Annotated in this window: 18 protein-coding genes and 1 pseudogene; 13 read left to right on the top strand and 6 right to left on the bottom strand. The window is 72.0% G+C overall.

The features are described from left to right. Positions 1–7: 7 nt before the first annotated feature. Positions 8–613 (bottom strand): annotated as a pseudogene (locus ACIBNA_RS07595) (IS5 family transposase); the annotation flags it as partial. A 578-nt stretch (positions 614–1,191) separates the two neighbouring features. On the opposite strand from ACIBNA_RS07595, the gene ACIBNA_RS07590 reads away from it, so the two are divergent. Further along, positions 1,192–1,377: a hypothetical protein gene (locus ACIBNA_RS07590; protein ID WP_399164308.1), complete on the top strand. Its 186-nt coding sequence runs from the start codon at positions 1,192–1,194 to the stop codon at positions 1,375–1,377. Here ACIBNA_RS07590 and ACIBNA_RS07585 read toward each other — a convergent pair. The 3 genes from ACIBNA_RS07585 to ACIBNA_RS07575 all read right to left on the bottom strand — a co-directional run bounded on the left by ACIBNA_RS07585 (position 1,349) and on the right by ACIBNA_RS07575 (position 4,044). Then, positions 1,349–1,768: a VOC family protein gene (locus ACIBNA_RS07585; protein WP_399164307.1), complete on the bottom strand. Its 420-nt coding sequence runs from the start codon at positions 1,766–1,768 to the stop codon at positions 1,349–1,351. The genes ACIBNA_RS07590 and ACIBNA_RS07585 overlap by 29 nt on opposite strands. Positions 1,769–1,978: 210 nt before the next feature. Beyond that, entirely contained in the window at positions 1,979–3,322 is a 1,344-nt protein-coding gene (locus ACIBNA_RS07580) for an amidase (protein ID WP_399164306.1), read from the bottom strand. Next, positions 3,319–4,044, bottom strand: coding sequence for an alpha/beta hydrolase family protein (locus ACIBNA_RS07575; protein WP_399164305.1), 726 nt, complete (start codon positions 4,042–4,044; stop codon positions 3,319–3,321). The genes ACIBNA_RS07580 and ACIBNA_RS07575 overlap by 4 nt, the downstream gene beginning before the upstream one ends. A gap of 115 nt (positions 4,045–4,159) precedes the next feature. Between ACIBNA_RS07575 and ACIBNA_RS07570 the strand changes: the two genes are divergently transcribed. Beyond that, a complete protein-coding gene (locus ACIBNA_RS07570; protein ID WP_399164304.1) occupies positions 4,160–4,633 on the top strand; it encodes a carboxymuconolactone decarboxylase family protein in 474 nt (157 codons plus the stop codon). Positions 4,634–4,663: 30 nt separating this feature from the next. On the opposite strand, the gene ACIBNA_RS07565 is transcribed toward ACIBNA_RS07570, so the two are convergent. Continuing rightward, positions 4,664–5,368: a FadR/GntR family transcriptional regulator gene (locus ACIBNA_RS07565; RefSeq protein ID WP_399164303.1), complete on the bottom strand. Its 705-nt coding sequence runs from the start codon at positions 5,366–5,368 to the stop codon at positions 4,664–4,666. Positions 5,369–5,534: 166 nt separating this feature from the next. Between ACIBNA_RS07565 and ACIBNA_RS07560 the strand changes: the two genes are divergently transcribed. Genes ACIBNA_RS07560 through ACIBNA_RS07525 form a run of 8 tightly spaced genes read left to right on the top strand, consistent with a single transcriptional unit; the run spans position 5,535 to position 13,393 of the window. Continuing rightward, entirely contained in the window at positions 5,535–6,608 is a 1,074-nt protein-coding gene (locus ACIBNA_RS07560) for a sugar ABC transporter substrate-binding protein (protein ID WP_399164302.1), read from the top strand. Beyond that, complete coding sequence (locus ACIBNA_RS07555; RefSeq protein ID WP_399164301.1) at positions 6,605–8,095, top strand: sugar ABC transporter ATP-binding protein; 1,491 nt, start codon at positions 6,605–6,607, stop codon at positions 8,093–8,095. The genes ACIBNA_RS07560 and ACIBNA_RS07555 overlap by 4 nt, the downstream gene beginning before the upstream one ends. Then, entirely contained in the window at positions 8,088–9,116 is a 1,029-nt protein-coding gene (locus ACIBNA_RS07550) for an ABC transporter permease (RefSeq protein WP_399164300.1), read from the top strand. Before ACIBNA_RS07555 ends, ACIBNA_RS07550 begins: the two co-directional genes overlap by 8 nt. Before the next feature lie 36 nt (positions 9,117–9,152). Beyond that, entirely contained in the window at positions 9,153–10,496 is a 1,344-nt protein-coding gene (locus ACIBNA_RS07545; protein ID WP_399164299.1) for an L-fuconate dehydratase, read from the top strand. After that, complete coding sequence (locus ACIBNA_RS07540) at positions 10,493–11,248, top strand: SDR family NAD(P)-dependent oxidoreductase (protein ID WP_399164298.1); 756 nt, start codon at positions 10,493–10,495, stop codon at positions 11,246–11,248. Before ACIBNA_RS07545 ends, ACIBNA_RS07540 begins: the two co-directional genes overlap by 4 nt. Further along, complete coding sequence (locus ACIBNA_RS07535) at positions 11,245–12,255, top strand: aldo/keto reductase (protein WP_399164297.1); 1,011 nt, start codon at positions 11,245–11,247, stop codon at positions 12,253–12,255. Before ACIBNA_RS07540 ends, ACIBNA_RS07535 begins: the two co-directional genes overlap by 4 nt. Then, positions 12,252–12,569, top strand: a complete 318-nt coding sequence (locus ACIBNA_RS07530; RefSeq protein WP_274821309.1) for an L-rhamnose mutarotase — start codon at positions 12,252–12,254, stop codon at positions 12,567–12,569. The genes ACIBNA_RS07535 and ACIBNA_RS07530 overlap by 4 nt, the downstream gene beginning before the upstream one ends. Next, positions 12,566–13,393 (top strand): amidohydrolase family protein, encoded by an 828-nt coding sequence (locus ACIBNA_RS07525; protein ID WP_399164296.1) that lies wholly within the window; start codon positions 12,566–12,568, stop codon positions 13,391–13,393. The genes ACIBNA_RS07530 and ACIBNA_RS07525 overlap by 4 nt, the downstream gene beginning before the upstream one ends. Here the strand turns inward: ACIBNA_RS07525 and ACIBNA_RS07520 are convergent. Beyond that, positions 13,381–14,802 carry a lipase maturation factor family protein gene (locus ACIBNA_RS07520; protein WP_399164295.1) on the bottom strand — a complete coding sequence of 474 codons (1,422 nt, stop codon included), beginning with the start codon at positions 14,800–14,802 and terminating at the stop codon, positions 13,381–13,383. The genes ACIBNA_RS07525 and ACIBNA_RS07520 overlap by 13 nt on opposite strands. A gap of 141 nt (positions 14,803–14,943) precedes the next feature. Between ACIBNA_RS07520 and ACIBNA_RS07515 the strand changes: the two genes are divergently transcribed. From ACIBNA_RS07515 to ACIBNA_RS07505, 3 genes are all read left to right on the top strand, one after another. Beyond that, on the top strand, positions 14,944–16,092 hold the full coding sequence (locus tag ACIBNA_RS07515) for a DUF6777 domain-containing protein (protein ID WP_399164294.1): 1,149 nt from the start codon (positions 14,944–14,946) through the stop codon (positions 16,090–16,092). Between the two features lie 77 nt (positions 16,093–16,169). Continuing rightward, complete coding sequence (locus ACIBNA_RS07510) at positions 16,170–18,257, top strand: SpoIIE family protein phosphatase (protein ID WP_399164293.1); 2,088 nt, start codon at positions 16,170–16,172, stop codon at positions 18,255–18,257. Between the two features lie 22 nt (positions 18,258–18,279). Next, complete coding sequence (locus tag ACIBNA_RS07505; protein WP_399164292.1) at positions 18,280–19,143, top strand: Fpg/Nei family DNA glycosylase; 864 nt, start codon at positions 18,280–18,282, stop codon at positions 19,141–19,143. Positions 19,144–19,168: the final 25 nt, after the last annotated feature.

The following is a 19,168-nucleotide window of genomic DNA, read 5'->3' as shown; positions in this document are numbered from 1 at the left end:
TCAAACGTCACGCCCACATCAGGAGCGAGGCGAGGGTGACGGCTGCTTGGTAGGACTCGGCGGTCTTGTCGTAGCGAGTGGCGATGCCTCGCCGTTGCTTCAAGCGGTTGAAGCAGCGTTCGACAACGTTGCGCCGCTTGTAGCACTCTCTGTCGAAGGCCGGCGGGCGACCGCCACGGCTGCCTCGCCGGAGCCGGTTGCGGATCTGCTCTGCCCGTTCGGGGATGGTGTGGGCGATGCCCCGCCGTCTGAGCCAGGTCCGGATGGCCCGGGAGCTGTAGCCCTTGTCGCCCAGCACGTGGGCGGGACGCAGGCGGGGGCGGCCCGGACCGACCCGGGGCACCCGAATCGCGCATCACCGTGGTGAACTGGGTGCAGTCGTTGGTGTTCCCGCCGGTGACGGTGAAAGCCAGCGGTCGGCCAAGAGCGTCGCAGGCGAGGTGGATCTTGCTGGTCAGACCGCCTCGGGAGCGTCCGAGTGCGGGGCCGCGGCGCCCCCTTTTCGGGCTCCGGCGGCGTGCTGGTGGGCGCGGACGACGGTGGAGTCCACCGACACCAGCCACTCGATGTCGCCGGCGGCATCCGCCTGCGCCTGGGCGGCCCGGAGCATTCGGCGGGCGAAGTACGTCGGCTGCGACCCAGGCGCCACGCGACGAGGGGCGTACCAATCGCCAAGCCCTGAGTGCGCGAGGAAGACCAACAGCAACGGCGCGGTCATCATCGCTGCGAAATACCGGCCGGCCCCGTCTGGAACACCACAGCCGCCTCGACGCGATGGCCCGCAGCCACTGGTCACCGCTCCAGCCAACGCCCAACCGAGCATTCCGGCAAAAAGCAGCCCCAGCAGAAATCCCCACTTCCCCATGCGCGGGATGGTACGTGCAGGCCAGACCGAAGGTCAGCGCTTGCGCCCTAACAAGAGCCCATTTGGCGACACCCCCTAGAGCATCAGACCATCGGAAGGTTCCATGGCCGGCTTTCGGGTGAGGCCCCTGGCAGAGGCCGGCTGGCCGGACTTCGCCGGTCCGGTCGAGCGGCACAACGGCGTGTGGGGCGGCTGCTGGTGCATGGCCTTCCATCCCGAGGGCCTGAGCCGCGGCACGACACCCGGACAGAACCGCGCCGAGAAGGAGAGCCGGGTCCGCCCTCGACGGCTCCCTCCACGAGATCGCACGCCTCGGCGGCGGAACCGTGGAGGGCTACCCCGAGGACACCGAGGGCCGGTCGGTCTCCGCGTCGTTCCTGTACACCGGCACGGCGACGCTGTTCGAGAGCCACGGCTTCGAGCGGATCCGGCGCCTCGGCAAGCACTACTGGGTGGTCGGCAGGACGGTCCCCCGGGCGGCCGTCAGGGACGGACGTACGGCCGGGTCATGATCTCCATGTTGTGGCCGTCCGGGTCGTCGAAGTAGGCGCCGCGGCCGCCGAAGAGGTCGTTGACCCGGCCGGGATCGGTGTGCCTCGGGTCGGCGTAGTAGGTGACCCCCAGCGCCTCCAGCCGGGCGATCATGGTGTCGAACTGCTCCTCGGGCACGAGGAACGCGTAGTGCTGCGGCTGGATCGGCTCGTCGGTCTTCTCGTAGTAGTCGAGGGTCACGCCGTTGCCCAGGTCGACGGGCAGGAAGGGCCCGAAGGGGGCGCCGACCTTCAGGCCCAGGACCGCCGCCAGGAACTCCGCCGACAGTTGGCGGTGCGAGGCGAAGACGGCGGTGTGGTTGAGGTGGGCGACGGTGGCCGGCAGTTCGGGTGCGTGCTGTGCGTGGGACATGAGTGTGAATCGTCTCCGGGTTCCGGGATCCGTGGTGAAGCGCCGCAGTGGCGCGAGGGGATGAGGAAACACGGAGACGGGAGGCGGGGCTCGTGCCCTCTCCGGCTCTCGGGCGGGCCCGGGCGGGGTCGCCCCCGCCGCGCTCACTCCGAGGCCGGGCGCCTCACTCGTGTATGGCCTACGGCCGACCCGGCAGTCACCCGGCCGACTCTAGTTCATCGGCGCCGTACGCCGCCACGGATTTCGTTCCTGCAACTGCTGGGCCAGTTCCAGGAGTTGGTACTCCGTGCCGGGGCGTCCCACCAGTTGCACGGCACAGGGGGCACCGGAGGGGAGGGTTCCGCAGGGGACCGACATGGCGGGCCAGCCGGTCAGGTTCCACGGGGGCGTCAGCGGCGAGTAGTTCGTGTTCGCCAGGACGTTGCTCAGCCAGCCCCGCTCATGCCAGGGCGCGGCCTTCGGGGAGCGCCGGGCGAGCGCGGGCGTGAGCAGCACGTCGTACTCGGCGAAGAACGGCTCCAGCCGCCGGCGCAGCCGCTCCCGGGCCGTCCCGGAGCGCACCCTGCCCAGGAAGGGCCGGCCGAGTCTCGCGTGGACCCGGGTGCGCCGGGTCAGCAGACGTGCGTCGAGGTGCCGGGCGTCCGCGGCGGTGCCCGCAGTCCAGTGGGCCAGTGAGGTCGTGGCGAGCGACATCGGGTAGGGCGGGTCGGCGCGCCGGACCTGATGGCCCGCCTTCATCAGCACCCCGGCCGCCTCCCGCGCGGCCGCCGTGTACGGTCGGCTGATCGTGACGCCGGCCAGCGGACTGCGCAGCGACACGGCGACCCTGAGGGGGCCGGGCTCACAGCGGAGGGCGGGCTCGTCGCCCGCGAGCACCGAAAGCATCAGGCGGGCGTCCTCGACGGTCGTGGCCAGCGGTCCGTTCTCCGACAAGCCGAACCAGTCGCTGTCCCCGACACCCGTCGGGACCACTCCGTGTCCCGGTTTGATGGTGACGAGGCCGCAGTTGGCGGCCGGTATGCGCAGGGAGCCCATGCCGTCGTTGCCGAGGGCGATCGGCACCATCCCGGCGGCGACCGCGGCGGCGCTGCCGCCCGACGAACCGCCCGCCGAGCGCGTCGGGTCCCAGGGGTTGCGGGCGGTGCCCAGCACGCCGTCCGTCGTGCCGAAGACACACAGCTCGGGCACGTTCGTCAGCCCCACGACCACCGCGCCCGCCGCCCGCAGCCGGGCCACCGTCACATGGTCCTGCGCCGCAGGGGTGTCCGGGGTCGCGGCCGAGCCGACGCGGGTGGACTCGCCGCGCACGGCGAGGTTGTCCTTGACGGCCACGGGCACCCCGGCCAGGGGCAGACGGTCGAAGTCGCCGCGTGCGGCCACCTCGTCGGCCTCGGTCAGCGCCGCCTCGGCGCGCACCGTGCGGAAAGCCCCGACACGGCCGTCGAGCCGCCCGATCCGGTCGAGGTGCTCGGCGACCACCTCGCGCGGGGTGATCCGCTTCTCGCGTACGGCGGCGGATATCTCGACGGCGGTGCGGCCGGCCCAGGTGGTCACAGAGGCTCCTCGGCGTGCGGGGACGGGCTTACTGGCGAGTACGTAGGGAGAACTGTGCACCGGCCGGGGGCGCACGTCGAGGCCCTCGGCAGATCAATGCGCCTTGGTGCGCCCCGCGCGTACCGCGACGGCGGCTGGGAGGAGGTGGCCCGGGCGGCGGTGATCGGCGCGAGCCGGATCCTGCTGCTGCCCGACGCCGTGCGGGCCCGGCGGTGGCGGGTCCGGGCGACCGGGGTGCGAGACCCCGTACGGATCGCCGGGTTCGGGCTGTACCGGTCCCGGGTCTGAGCGGCTCGGCGCAGGTGGCGTGCGAAGAAGGCCTCGGTGAGGTCCATCGAGGCCGGCCACCGCGGCCCGAAGGTGTGTCCCTCGCCGGCGTGGGTGCGCAGTTCGACGTCCTTGCCGGCCTTCTCGAACGCGCCGGCGACCTGCCGTGACCAGGTGAGGGGGCAGGTGTCGTCCGCCGTGCCGTGCTGCATCAGCAGGGGTTCGGTGACCCGGTCGACGTACGTCAGGGGCGACACCGCGCGCCAGAAGGCCGGGTTCTCCCCGGGCGTGCCGTGCTTCTCCTCGATCTCGGCCACGACGGGATCGCCGTCGGGCCGCTGGAAGTGGTCGAGCGGCGCTCGGCCCGCGCGGCGCGGCCGTCGGCCCTCGCACCGGTCTGACCGGCACCGCGCGCGATCGGCGTCCGGCTCGCCGAGTTCGAGGCGTGCAACCACCGCTTCGTCCACCGTGTGGACAGCGGGAGACGCAGGTCACATTCCTCGATGTCACATCGGGCCGGGCCCCTGACTCATAAGGGCGTAAGCATCGACAACGACAGAGGAGCTCACCATGAGCGCGCGTCTGGACGTCTTCGCCATCCCGAGCGCCGGCAAGGTCATCAAGCAGTTCACGTCCCTGGGGCGGCTGGTCGTGGACTCACCGCTGCCGACCGCGACCCGGGAGCTGGTCTCGCTCCGCGTGAGCCAGATCAACGGCTGCGCGGTGTGCGTCGACATGCACACCAAGGAGGCCGCGGCGGCCGGTGAGACTTCCGTACGGATCAACCTCGTCGCCGCCTGGCGGGAGGCCACGGTATACACCGAGGCCGAGCGTGCCGCGCTGGAGCTGGCCGAGCAGGCCACCCGTATCGCGGACGGCGCCGGCGGCGTGCCGGACGAGGTGTGGGAGCGGGCCGCCAAGCACTACGACGAGGAGCAGCTCGTCGCCCTGGTGACCCTGATCGCCTTCATGAACACGGCGAACCGGCTGAACGTCGTCCTTCAGCAGCCGGCGGGCGACTACCAGCCCGGTCAGTTCAAGTAGCGGCGGCACATCGGGCCCTGGGGGCTGTTCCTAGGGCCCGAGCTGTGCTCGTAGCCACTCCTCCACTTCGCCCACGTGCGCGGCCGCCGCCGCGCGGGCCGCCTCCGGGTCGTGGGCGGCCAGGGCGCGGTGGATCGCGGCGTGTTCGCGGCGGGTGCGGGCGAAGGCGCCCACCTCCTGGTAGCCGCGCCAGACACGGGCGCGGAACGTCCGTGACGACAGGCCCTCCAGGATCGCCGCCATGGTCTCGTTGCCCGCGGCCACCGCGATCTCACGGTGGAAGGCCAGGTCGTGGGCGAGGATCTCCTCCGGATCGTCCGTGGCGTTCATCGCCGCCAGGTGCTTTTCGACCTCGGCCAGCTGGTCCGCGGTGATCCGGGCGGCGGCCAGCGCCGTCGCCGTGGACTCCAGGATCCGCCGGATCTCCAGCAGCTCCACCAGACGCGGGCCGCGCGACAGGTCCGCCACGACGCCGAAGGTCTCCAGCAGGTCGCCGGCCTCCAGCTGCGTGACGTAGATGCCCGACCCGTGCCGGGCCTCCAGCACGCCCAGCACCGTCAGCGCGCGGATCGCCTCCCGCATCGAGCTGCGGGAGATGCCGAGCTGGGCGGCCAGGTCACGTTCGGTCGGCAGCCGCTGGCCCGGCTCCAGCCGGCCCTCGCCGATCATCGCCTTGATCCGCTCGATGGCGCGCTGCGTCACGGTGCCCTTCTGCGGGGCTGTCTCGTCGTCCACGCCAATCCTCCGATCACCGGCTGCGGCGCAGTCTAATCGGCGAGGTGGTCGGACCACTATGCGCCAGAAGCGCGAAAATATGGCGTCACAGGGTGTTCTGGCGAGAGAGTGGTCTGATAAGTATGCGGGCATCTGCTGGAACACCGGTCGATGGGAGTGCCCTCGGATGCCCGGAAGCACAGTGCGCAAGCGGAACAGGTCCCGGATCGTCGGCGCGGTGGCCCTGGCCGCCGGTGCCTGTCTCGTGCTCGTCGCTTGCGGCAGCACCAAGGACACCGGCGCCTCCGGTGCCGGCGGCGGCGACGGCAGCGGCAGGGTCGGGGTCATCCTGCCCCTGCTGACCTCGCCGTTCTGGCAGTCGTACAACGACTACGTGCCCAAGATGGCGAAGTCCGAGGGCGTGGACGCGATGAAGACCGTCAATTCCAACAGCGACCCCTCGCAGCAGATCACCGACATCAACAACCAGCTCAACCAAGGTGTCGAGGGTCTGGTCGTCGCCCCGCTGGACAGTGCCGCCATCGAGGCGGGCCTCGACCAGGCCGAGCGCAAGGGCGTGCCGGTCGTCGCCGTGGACGTCGCGCCCGACAAGGGCAAGGTCGCCATGGTGGTCCGGGCGAACAACGTGGCGTACGGCGAGAAGGCCTGCCAGTACCTCGGCGAGCACATCACCTCCGGCAAGGTCGTGCAGATCATGGGCGACCTGGCGTCGGTCAACGGCCGCGACCGCTCCGAGGCGTTCCGCGCCTGTGTGAAGAAGAACTTCCCGAAGCTGAAGGTCCTGGAGATCCCCGCCAAGTGGGAGTCCGACACGGCGGCGTCCAAGCTCGACACCCTTCTCAACGCCAACCCCGACATCAAGGGCATCTACATGCAGGCGGGCGGCGTCTACCTCGCGCCCACCCTCCAGACCCTCAAATCCAAGGGAATGCTGAAGAAGGCCGGGCAGCCGGGCCACATCACCATCGTCTCCAACGACGGCATCCCGCAGGAGTTCGACGCGATCCGCAAGGGCGAGATCGACGCGACCGTCTCCCAGCCCGCCGACGCCTACGCCAAGTACGGCATGTACTACATCAAGGCGGCGATGCAGGGGAAGACGTTCGAGCCGGGCCCGACGGACCACGACTCGACCATCGTCAAGCTGCCCAGCGGCATCCTGGAGGACCAGCTGCCCGCCCCGCTGGTGACGAAGGACAACGTCGACGACCCCAAGCTCTGGGGCAACACGGTCAAATGAGCACCCCACTGGCTGAAGCGCGGGGCATCGTCAAGCGGTACGGCCCCACGACCGCCCTCGCCGACGGGCAACTGACCGTGCTGCCGGGCGAGTCGCACGCCCTCGTCGGGCGCAACGGCGCCGGAAAGTCGACCCTCGTCAGGATCCTCACCGGCCTGGAGGCCCCCGACGAGGGCACCGTCCGCTTCGACGGCGACCCCGCGCCCCCGCTCACCGACCGCGACGCCTGGCGCCGCAAGGTCGCCTGCGTCTACCAGCACCCGACGGTCGTCCCCGAACTGACCGTCGCCGAGAACCTGTTCATCAACCGGCAGCCGCTCCGGCGCGGGTTCATCAGCTGGCGCCACCTGAAGACGGAGGCGGCCCGGCTCCTCGACACCTGGGACGTGCGCGTCGACCCCGACGCCCGCACCGCCGACCTCAAGGTCGAGGACCGGCAGATGGTGGAGATCGCCCGGGCCCTCAGCTTCGGCGCCCGCTTCATCATCCTCGACGAACCCACCGCCCAGCTCGACAACCGCGAGATCGAGCGGCTGTTCACGCGCATGCGTGCCCTGAAGGACTCGGGCGTCACCTTCCTGTTCATCTCGCACCACCTCCAGGAGGTCTACGAGGTCTGCCAGGCCGTCACGGTCCTGCGCGACGCCCGCTGGATCACCACGGCCCCGGTCGCCGACCTGCCCCGCCAGGCCCTGGTGGAGGCCATGGCGGGGGAGACGATCGCCGAACAGGCCGAGCGGCGAAGGACCCTCGGGGACGCCGGGCCCGTGCTCCTCGACGTCCGCGGACTCACCTCGCCGGCGTACGAGAACGTCGACCTCACCGTCCGCCGCGGTGAGGTCGTCGGACTCGCCGGATCCAGCGCCAGCGGCAAGATCGAGCTCGCCGAGTCGGTCACCGGACTGCACACGCCCACCAGCGGGACGGCCCGTATCGACGGTGCTCCGCTGCCGTTCGGCGACGTCCAGGCGGCGCTGAAGGCCGGCGTCGGCTTCGTCCCCCGCGACCGGCACGACGAGGGCCTGGTCTTCGGCATGTCCATCGGCGACAACGCCACCCTCAGCGTCCTGGACCGGCTCGGCCGCTTCGGCTTCGTCGGCACCGACCGCAAGCGCGGTGTCGCCACGGCGCTGATCGAACGCCTCGACATCCACGCGGAGGGCCCTGACCAGCCCGTCTCGGACCTGTCCGGCGGCAACGCGCAGAAGGTCGTCATGGCCCGGGCCCTCGCCTCCGACCCCCGGCTCCTCGTCCTCGTCAACCCGACCGCGGGCGTCGACGTGAAGTCCAAGGAGTCCCTGCTCGCCCGGGTGGACAGCGCCCGCGAGGACGGCACCGCCGTGCTCGTCGTCTCCGACGAACTCGACGACCTCAGGCGCTGCGACCGGGTCCTCGTCCTCTTCCACGGCCGTGTCGTCGCCGAGCATCCGGCGGGCTGGCGCGACCACGAGCTCATCGCCTCCATCGAAGGAGTGGACCATGGCTGAGACCAAGACGGCCCCGCCGCTCGCGCCCGCGCGCGCCACCGACCCGCGCGCCGCCAAGGCCGTCCTGCTCCGCCGCGCCCGTGAACTCGCCCTCGTGCCCGCGCTGTTGCTGCTCCTGGTGCTCGGCGCGGTGGTGAACGACTCGTTCCTCACCGAGCGCAACATCGTCTCGATCCTCGGCGCCTCCGCCGCCCTCGCGATGGTCGTGCTCGCCGAGTCCCTCGTGCTCATCACGGGCAAGTTCGACCTGTCCCTGGAATCGGTCGTCGGCATCGCACCCGCCGTGGGCGCCCTGCTGGTCCTGCCCGCCGCCCAGTCCGGCTGGGGCACCGAACTCCCGGCGGCACTCGCCCTGTTGGCGGCCCTGGTCGCGGGCGCGGCCGTCGGCGCCTTCAACGGCGTCCTGGTCGTGAAGTTCAAACTCAACGCGTTCATCGTGACGCTCGCGATGCTGATCGTGCTGCGCGGCCTGCTGGTCGGCGCGACCAAGGGCAAGACCCTGTTCGGGATGCCCGACAGCTTCTACTCGCTGGCGACCACCACCTTCCTCACCGTCCCGCTGTCCGTGTGGCTCGCCGCGATCGCCTTCGCCGTCGCCGGGCTGGTCCTGAAGTACCACCGCCTCGGACGCGCCCTGTACGCCATCGGCGGCAACGCGGACGCGGCCCGGGCGGCGGGCATCCGCGTGGAGCGCGTCATGCTCGGCGTGTTCGTCGTCGCGGGCGTCCTCGCCGCCGTCGGCGGCATCATGCAGACCGGGTACGTCGGCGCGATCAGCGCCAACCAGGGCCAGAACATGATCTTCACGGTGTTCGCGGCCGCGGTGATCGGCGGCATCGCCCTCGACGGCGGCAAGGGCACCATGTTCGGCGCCCTGACCGGCGTACTCCTTCTGGGCGTCGTGCAGAACCTGCTCACCCTCGCCCAGGTGCCGTCGTTCTGGATCCAGGCCATCTACGGCGGGATCATCCTGGTCGCCCTCATGATCGCCCGGGTCACCACGGGCCGCGCCCAGGACTGACCCGCCCGCCTCCGCCACCGACCCGAAAGGCCCTCTGTGTCCCCGACGCCCGCCCGCATCATCGCGGTCGACACCCACGACGTCCGCTTCCCCACCTCGCGCGAGCTCGACGGCTCCGACGCGATGAACCCGGACCCCGACTACTCGGCGGCCTACGTCGTCCTGCGCACGGACGCGGCCGACGGGCACGAGGGGCACGGATTCGCCTTCACCATCGGGCGGGGCAACGAGGTGCAGGTCGCCGCGATCGACGCGCTGCGCGGACACCTGATCGACCGCTCCGTCGACGACCTGTGCGCCGACCCGTCCACGCTGAACCGCGAACTGATCGGCGACAGCCAACTGCGCTGGCTTGGGCCCGAGAAGGGCGTGATTCACATGGCGATCGGCGCGGTCGTCAACGCCGTGTGGGACCTCGCCGCCAAGCGCGCCGGCCTGCCGCTGTGGCGGCTGCTCGCCGAGGCCGAACCCGAATGGCTGGTCCGCCAGGTCGACTTCCGCTACCTCACCGACGCCCTCGCACCCGAGGAGGCCCTGACCCTCCTGCGCCGGGGCAGACAGGGCGCCGAGGAGCGCACGGCCCGGCTGCTGGAACGCGGCTACCCCGCCTACACCACCTCACCCGGCTGGCTCGGCTACGACGACGACAAGCTCACCCGGCTCGCGGACCGGGCCGTCGCCGACGGCTTCCGGCAGATCAAGATCAAGGTCGGCGCCGACCTCGACGACGACATCCGCCGCTGCCGCGTGGCCCGTTCCGTCATCGGCCCGGACATCCGCATGGCCGTCGACGCCAACCAGCGCTGGGACGTCGACGAGGCCATCCGCTGGACCAAGGCCCTCGCCGAGTTCGACCCGTACTGGATCGAGGAACCCACCAGCCCCGACGACATCCTCGGCCACGCCGCGATCCGCCGGGCCGTCGCCCCCGTGAAGGTCGCCACCGGCGAGCACGTGCACAACCGGATCGTCTTCAAACAGCTCCTCCAGGCCGGAGCGCTCGACGTCGTCCAGATCGACGCGGCCCGCGTCGGCGGCGTCCCCGAGAACCTCGCGATCCTGCTGCTCTCGGCCAAGTTCGGCGTCCCGGTCTGCCCGCACGCGGGCGGCGTCGGCCTGTGCGAACTGGTCCAGCACCTGTCGATGTTCGACTACGTGGCCCTGACCGGAACCACCGAGGACCGCGTCATCGAATACGTCGATCATCTGCACGACCACTTCCTCGACCCGGTGGTCATCCGCGAAGGTCATTACACGGCACCCACCACGCCGGGCTTCTCGGCCGCCATGCGGCCCGAGTCGCTGGCGCGGTACACCTACCCCGGCGGCGAGTTCTGGGCCGCCGACCTCGACGAGACGCAGAAGGGTCAGGCTGTATGAGGGACTTCGAGGGTCTGAGAGCCCTGGTGACGGGCGGCGCCTCCGGCATCGGCCGGGCCACCGCGGAACTGCTGGCCGAGCGCGGCGCCCAGGTCGCCGTCCTGGACCTGGACCCGGCATCGGTCGACAAGCCGCTGCTCGCCTACCGTGCGGACGTCACCGACGACGCGTCCGTGCGCGAGGCCGTGGCGGCGGCGGTCGCCGACCTCGGCGGGCTGGACGTCCTGGTCAACAACGCGGGCATCGGCGCCCAGGGCACCGTGGAGGACAACTCCGACGACGACTGGCACCGCGTCTACGACGTCAACGTCGTCGGCATGGTCCGCACCGCCCGCGCCTGCCTGCCCCACCTGCGCGCCTCCGCGCACGCGGCGATCGTCAACACCTGCTCCATCGCGGCCACCGCGGGCCTGCCGCAGCGCGCCCTGTACAGCGCCACCAAGGGCGCCGTGTACTCGCTGACCCTCGCCATGGCCGCCGACCACGTCCGCGAGGGCATCCGCGTCAACTGCGTCAACCCCGGCACGGTCGACACACCGTGGGTCGGCCGCCTCCTCGACGCCGCCCCGGACCCGGCCGCCGAACGCGCCGCCCTGGAGGCCCGCCAGCCCACCGGCCGCCTGGTCGGTGCCGGCGAGGTCGCGGGCGCCATCGCCTACCTGGCGAGCCCCCTGTCCGGCGCCACCACGGGCACCTCGCTCGCCGTCGACGGCGGCATGCAGGGCCTGCGGCTGCGCCCGGTGGCCCGGTGAACCGGCTCGGCGGCAGCGGCGTCGAGGTCAGCGCCCTGTCCTTCGGCGCGGCCGCGATCGGCAACCTGTACACCGAGGTCGGCGAGGAGCAGGCCCACGAGGCCGTCGAGGCCGCCTGGCAGCGGGGCATCCGCTACTTCGACACCGCCCCGCACTACGGCCTCGGCCTGTCCGAACGCCGCCTCGGCGCCGCCCTGCGCGGTCACCCCCGCGACCGGTACACCGTCTCCACCAAGGTGGGCCGCCGCCTGGAACCCTCGGACGGCAGCGGCGACGACCTGGCGGGCGGCTTCGCCGTGCCCGCCACCCACCGCCGCGTCTGGGACTTCAGCGCCGACGGCATCCGCCGCACCCTGGAGGCCAGCCTCGAACGGCTCGGCCTCGACCGGGTCGACATCGTCTACCTCCACGACCCGGACGAGCACGCCGAATGGGCCTTCCGCGAGGGCTACCCGGCGCTGGAAAAGCTCCGCTCGGAGGGTGTGGTCGGGGCGATCGGCGCCGGGATGAACCAGGCGGAGATGCTCACCCGCTTCGTCCGAGACACCGACGTCGACGTGGTGCTGTGCGCCGGCCGCTACACCCTGCTCGACCAGAGCGCCCTCACCGGCCTGCTGCCCGCCGCCCACGAACGCGGCACGTCCGTCGTCATCGGCGGCGCCTTCAACTCCGGCCTGCTGGCCAACCCGCAGCCCGGCGCGAAGTACAACTACACCGTCGCACCCTCCGACCTGGTCCAGCGGGCGCTGCGTCTGAAGTCCGTCGCCCACCGCCACGGCACCACGCTGCGGGCCGCCGCCCTGGCCTTCTGCGCCGCCCACCCGGCCGTCGCGAGCGTCCTCGTCGGAGCCCGCTCGGCACACGAAGTCCGCGACTGCGCCCACCAGTTCGCAGCCCGCGTGCCCGCCGCGTTCTGGCAGGAGCTGCGCGCCAAGAACCTGCTGCCCGCCGACGCCCCCGTCCCCGCCGAGGAGCCGTCCGAGGCGGCGGCCAAGGAGCCGTCATGAGAGTCGCCCTGCACACCAAGGTCCGCGCCGACCGCATCGCCGACTACGAGGCCGCCCACCGCGAGGTGCCCGGGGAACTCACCGACGCCATCCGCGCCGCCGGCGCCACCTCCTGGACGATCTGGCGCAGCGGCACCGACCTGTTCCACGTCCTGGAGTGCGAGGACTACGCCCGTCTCCTCGCCGAACTGGAGAAACTGCCGGTCAACGTCGCCTGGCAGGCCCGCATGGCCGAACTGCTGGACGTGGTGCACGACTACTCCGGCGAGGGCGCGGCCGCCGGCCTGCCCGTCGTCTGGGAGCTGCCGTCATGACCGTGGTCGACGCGCACCACCACGTCTGGGACCTGGCCGTCCGGGACCAGGACTGGATCGCGGAAGGCAGCCCGATCCGACGCGATTTCACGGTGGAGGATCTCGCATCGGAGGCCCGCGCGGCGGGCGTCGACCGCACCGTCCTCGTCCAGACCGTCACCGTGGCCAAGGAGACCCCGGAGTTCCTGGCCCTGGCCGCCGGGCACGAGCTGATCGCCGGGGTCGTCGGCTGGACCGACCTCACCCGCCCCGGCGTGGCCGACGAGCTGGCCCGGCTGCGTGAACTGCCCGGCGGACGGTACCTCAAGGGCATCCGGCACCAGGTTCAGGGCGAGCCGGACCCCGAGTGGCTGCTGCGTCCGGACGTACGCCGAGGCCTGACCGCCGTGGCCGACGCGGGGCTGGTGTACGACCTGGTCGTGCTGCCCCACCAGCTCCCGGCCTGCACCAATACGGCCGCAGATCTGCCGCAACTCACCTTCGTCCTGGACCACTTGGGCAAGCCGCCCATCGCCTCCGGCGCCCTCGAACCCTGGGTGTCCGACCTGCGCGCCCTCGCCGCCCTGCCCAACACCGTCTGCAAGCTCTCCGGCATGGTCACCGAGGCCGACCTCGCGTCCTGGACGATCGACGACCTGCGCCCGTACGCCGACACGGTGCTGGACGCGTTCGGCCCGGACCGCCTGATGTTCGGCTCGGACTGGCCGGTGTGCACCCTCGCGGCGACCTACGGCGACGTGCTCGACACCGCACGCCGGCTGACCGGCCCATCCGGCCACGCCCGGATCTTCGGGGCCACCGCCACCCGCGTCTACGACCTCTGAACGGTCTCCGCCAGCCGCGTCGGCGGCAGGTACTCCCGTACGTACGTCCGCTCCCAGCACGCGCCCGTCTCCCGCAGCTCCCGCCACGTCGTGTAGCGGTAGCGGAACAGGCGGGCGCGCACGTACCGCGGAGGCTCCTCCGGCGGGAACGGTGAGCGGCGCAGCAGCTTCAGCGTCTCGCGGTCGTTCTCCAGCAGCCGCTCCACCAGCGCGCCGAACCACGACCCGGCGTACGCGGGGGAGAGGGCCGCGAACCACATCAGCCAGTCGAGCCGCAGATGGTACGGCGCGAACTGGCGCGGCCAGTGCCGGGGATCACCGGGCTTGCCCTTGAACTCGTACTCCCGCCAGTGCGAGTCCTCACGCGGTACGTCGTCGGACGTGCCCTCGACGACCACCTCGTAGCGGACCCGGCTGACGCTGCCGAACGCGCCGTAGGTGTTGACCAGATGGAGCGGGTCGAAGGAGCGGTTCATGATCTGCCGGCGGGAGATCATGTTGCGGACCGGGTGGTAGCTGAGCCCCACCAGCAGCGCGGCGACCGCGAGGACCACGACCTCGTACCAGAGCGGTGCGCCCGGCACCGACGGCGGATCGGTCGGGAACTCCACCGCCGACAGGGCGAGCACGATCGCGATCCAGTTCAGCCAGGCGAAGTTGCCCGACAGCACCAGCCACAGCTGGGTGACGATCATCAGGGCGGCGGCGGCCGTCGCGACCGGCTGCGGGGTGAACAGCAGGAACGGCACCACGAGTTGCGTGAAGTGGTTCGCGGCCACCTCGACCCGGTGCAGGGGGCGGGGCAGATGGTGGAAGAACCAGCTCAGCGGGCCCGGCATCGGCTGCGTCTCGTGATGGTGGTCCAGGCACGTCAGCTTCCTCCAGCACTCGTCGCCGCGCATCTTGATCAGCCCCGCGCCGAACTCCACGCGGAACAGGATCCAGCGCAGCAGGAACAGCACGACGACGGGCGGTGCCACCTCGTCGTTGCCGAGGAACACGGCGAGGAAGCCCACCTCCAGCAGCAGCGACTCCCAGCCGAACGAGTACCAGGTCTGCCCGACGTTGACGATCGACAGGTACAGCACCCACGGCACCAGCCACAGCAGCATGCCGCCCCACAGGGGCAGAGCCGAGTCGAGCCCGGCCAGCAGCGCCGCCGACACAGCGCAGCCCGCCCACGCGCAGAGGGCGAAGAAGCGGTCCGAGTAGTGCAGCTGGAACAGGCTCGGCGCCCGCTTGAAAGGCACCTGCTCGACGAACTTCGGCACCGGCAGCATGCCGCGCTGCCCGATCAGCGCGCGGAACTGCAACGCCGCCGTCAGGAACGCGACGAGGTACAGGGCAGCCAGCGCCCGCTGGAAGACCAGCCGGCTCAGCCAGTAGTCGGATGCGGTGAACCAGTCCACGGCCGTGCGCTCCTCCCAGTGCGTCGCCGGACCCCGGAGTCACGCTCCGTGTGCCACCGCTCCGGTTGCGTGACCCGAGTGAGTGAAGCAAACAATAGTGATCAATTACCTCGTGTGTGACGAAATGGGCTGGAGGGCGAGGTGCGAAGACCGACCGGGACCTTCGTCACGGCCTGCGCGCTCTTCGCGGCGCTCCTCCTCTGCGGCTGCGGCTGCGGCGCGAACAGCGGCGGCGACGGCGACGCCGCGGGCGCCGGCGGGGCACTCTTCCTCCAATCGGCCGCGGCCCAGGGGCCGCACCCCTTCACGGCCTCCACGGCCACCACGACGGCTACCCCGTCCCCCCTCCCCCGAACGCCGGAGACGGCCGGCCCGGGCGATGCCGTCCGGGTCTCCGCCTCTCCCAGCGGCCTGCGCTCGCTCTCCGGCGGAACACCCGGCCTGTACGGCGGCATCGAGCGGACCGGCAGCTGCGACGTCGCCCGGCAGATCGGCCACCTGACCCGCGATCGGGCCAGGACGCGGGCCTTCGCCCAGGTTGCGGGCGTCTCCCCGGCGTCCGTCCCGGACCACCTGCGCGGACTGACCCCGGTCGTGCTGCGCGCCGACACCCGCGTCACCAACCACGGCTTCCGGTCCGGCCGGGCCGCCGGCCGCCAGGCCGTCCTCCAGGCGGGCACCGCCGTCCTGGTCGACGACCGGGGCATGCCGCGCGTCCGGTGCGCCTGCGGCAACCCGCTCCGCCCGCCCGTGGCGATGCGCGGCACGCCCCACGCCAAGGGCAACCCTTGGCCCGGCTACCGGCCCGGCCGGGTCGTCGTCGTGACCCCGGCCCCGCGGGCGATCACCGACTTCACGATCGTCGACGTCACCACCCGCACCTGGATCGAACGGCGCGCCGGTCACGACGTACGCCGCGACCGGGCCCTGCCGCCACCGGTCTGGGTGACGACGCCCCCGGCCTCGGCGCCGGAGCCGTCGGAGCCACCGCCCCCAGGCCCGCGCGAGCCCGACGTCTCCCCGAACCTGGACTTGGACAGCACGTCCCCGTGGGACCTGAGCCCCCCGAGTGACCCGAGCCCCCCGGCCACCGTCACGGACCCGCCGCCGGCCGACGACACCGGCCCGCTGCCAGGCGAGCCGTCCCCCGAAGACCCCGGCGGCCTCGACGAGGTCGGCCCCGACACCGTGCCGGACAGTCCCGATCCGCCCGACGGAGCCGGGCTGATTCCCGACGATCCGGCCGAAGACCGCATCCTCGGCAGCCCCACGGACGTCTTCGGTAACTGAGGGCCGGTACGGCGGAGCGGCCCGTAAACTCAGCACATCCGGTCGAAGAATCGGACGAATCCTGGCAAGGTGGGCCCATGGCTGATCGGGGAGCGAGCGCCCTGTCACTCCCGGACGACTGGCCCGCCCATCCGGACGCGATCCTCGCGCTCAACCGGATGGGCACCTTCGACTGGGATCTGGACACCGGCCTCATGCAGATGGACGCCCAGGCCCACGAGGTCTTCGACGTGCGCCCCGACGAGTACGACGACCACCCCGAGACCCTCTCCCAGCGCGTCCCGCCCGGCGAGGCCCGGCGCCTGGACACCGCGGTCACCCAGGCCCTCAAGGACGGCAGCGAGAACTACGGCTCCTACTTCCGCATCCGCCGCCGCGACGGTTCCCTGCGCTGGACCCACACCCAGGGCTACATCCGGCGCGACGACACCGGACGGCCCCGCCGCATCATCGGCATCGTCCGGGACGCCACCCAGGAACTCGCCGAGAGCGAGGCCCGCAGCGACCAGGCCGCCCAGGACGAGGCCCGCCGGCAGCAGACCAGCGTCGTCGAACTCACCACGGCCGCCCTCGCCCACGCCCGCACCGTCCAGGACGTCATCGACGTCCTCAAGGACACCCACGGCCTCACCCACCTGGGCGCCACCAGCCTCGTCATGGGCCTGGTCGAGGCCGGCCGCATCCGCCTGGTCGCCGAAGGACCCTCGGACAGCTTCGTGCCCGGCACCCGCATCACCCGGATCGACGAGCCCTACCCCATGAGCGAGGCCGTACGGACCCTCGCCCCCTGCTTCATCGAGTCGCCGGAAGATTTCGCCGAGCGCTACCCGATCCTCTGGCCGCACATCACCGACCTGAACATCACCTCCGCCGCCTATCTGCCGCTCATCGTCCAGGCACGGCCGATCGGCGCGATGGGCCTGCTCTACAGCGACCGGCGCGGCTTCACGCCCGAGGAGCGCAACATCCTCGTCGCCCTCGGCAGCAGCATCGCGCAGAGCCTCCAGCGGGCCATGTTCTACGAGCAGGAGATGGACCTCGCGCAGGGCCTCCAGCAGGCCATGCTGCCCCGGACCATCCCGAGCGTGCCCGGGGCCGACATCGCCGTCCGCTACCGCGCCGCCACCGTCGGCGGCTCCTTCGGCCGTGACATCGGCGGGGACTGGTACGACCTGATCCCGCTGCCCGGCGGCCGGGTCGGCGCCGTCATCGGCGACGTCCAGGGCCACGACACGCACGCGGCCGCCGTCATGGGCCAGTTGCGCATCGTGCTGCGCGCCTACGCCGCCGAGGGGCACACCCCGGCCACCGTGATGGCCCGGGCCTCCGTCTTCCTGCACGAACTCGACACCGACCGCTCCGCGACCTGCCTCTACGCGGAGGCCGACCTGTCCACCGGCGTGCTCCAGATGGTCCGGGCCGGCCACATCGATCCGCTCGTGCGGCAGACCGACGGCTCCTGCCGCCGCGTCACCGTCCCGGGCGGCCTGCCGCTCGGCCTGTCCGCCGAGTTCGGCCGCCTCGACTACCCCGTGGGCACCGTGGAGCTGGACCCGGGCGAGACCCTGCTGCTGTGCACCGACGGCCTGGTGGAGCAGCCCGGCGCCGACCTCGACGACGGTATGCGCACCCTCACCGCGCTCGTCGACACCGGCCCCGACGACGTACGCGACCTCGCCGACCGGCTCATCGACGTGGCCGCCGAACGCGGCGGCGACGACGACGTGGCGCTGCTCCTGCTGCGCCGGCGCGGCCCGGACGGCCCGCGGTCCGGCCGCCGGCTCCAGTGGCTTGTCGCCCCCGGCGATCCGGCGGCCCTGGCCGAGGCCCGGCACATGATCCGTACAGCGGTCGGCGCCTGGGGAGCCCGGGACCGCGCCGACGAGATCGAACTGGTCGCCGACGAGCTGATCACCAACGCCCTGATACACACAGAGGGCTCCGCGATCGTCACCCTGCGGGCCCTCACCGGCTCCGAGCGCCGGCTGCGCGTCGAGGTCGAGGACTCCTCCAGCGCCCTGCCGCGCCGCCGCGAGGCGGGCGAGTCGGGCGTCTCCGGGCGGGGCCTGCTGCTGGTCGAGCTGCTCACCGACGTGTGGGGCGTGGAGGCACGCGGCGGCGGCAAGGCCGTGTGGTGCGAGTTCGTGGTGCCCGACCCGGAGTGACCCCACGTGGCACTCTGGACCTATGCCGGAACTCCCCGAGGTCGAGGCGCTCAAGGACTTCCTCACCGAGCACCTCGTCGGCCACGAGATCGTACGGGTGCTGCCCGTCGCGATCAGCGTCCTGAAGACGTACCACCCGCCCCTGTCCGCGCTGGAGGGCCACGAGGTCGCCGGCGTGCGCCGGTACGGCAAGTTCCTCGACATCGGGACCGAGGGCGGCCCGCACTTCGTGACGCACCTGGCCCGCGCCGGCTGGCTGCACTGGAAGGACCGCCTGCCCGACGGCCCGCCCCGCCCCGGCAAGGGCCCCCTCGCGCTGCGCGTGGCCCTCGAGACCGGCGCCGGCTTCGACCTGACCGAGGCCGGCACCCAGAAGCGGCTCGCGGTGTACGTCGTGGCCGACCCGCAGGAGGTCCCGGGCGTCGCCCGGCTGGGCCCGGACCCCCTGGCCGACGACTTCGACGAGCGGCGCTTCACGGAACTGCTGGCCGGTGAACGGCGGCAGCTCAAGGGCGCGTTGCGCGACCAGGGCCTGATCGCGGGCGTCGGCAACGCCTACAGCGACGAGATCCTGCACGCGGCGAGGATGTCGCCCTTCAAACTGGCCGCGTCCCTGAGCGAGGAGGAGACCGGGCGGCTGTACGCGGCCCTGCGCGACACGCTCACCGAGGCGGTCGAGCGCTCCCGGGGCGTGGCGGCGGGCCGGCTGAAGGCCGAGAAGAAGAGCGGCCTGCGCGTGCACGGCCGCACCGGCGAGCCCTGCCCGGTGTGCGGCGACACCGTCCGCGAGGTGTCCTTCAGCGACTCCTCTCTGCAGTACTGCCCGACCTGCCAGACGGGCGGCAAACCGCTGGCGGACCGCAGGATGTCCCGGCTGCTGAAGTGAGCTGCCGCGGAAGACGGCGTTCTGG

This window comes from Streptomyces sp. NPDC050164 (genome assembly GCF_044459945.1).
In the GTDB taxonomy this organism is placed as follows: Bacteria; Actinomycetota; Actinomycetes; order Streptomycetales; family Streptomycetaceae; genus Streptomyces; species Streptomyces coeruleorubidus_A.
The sequence above is the reverse complement of the archived record's forward strand: the minus strand, read 5'-3'. Positions and strand labels throughout refer to the sequence as shown.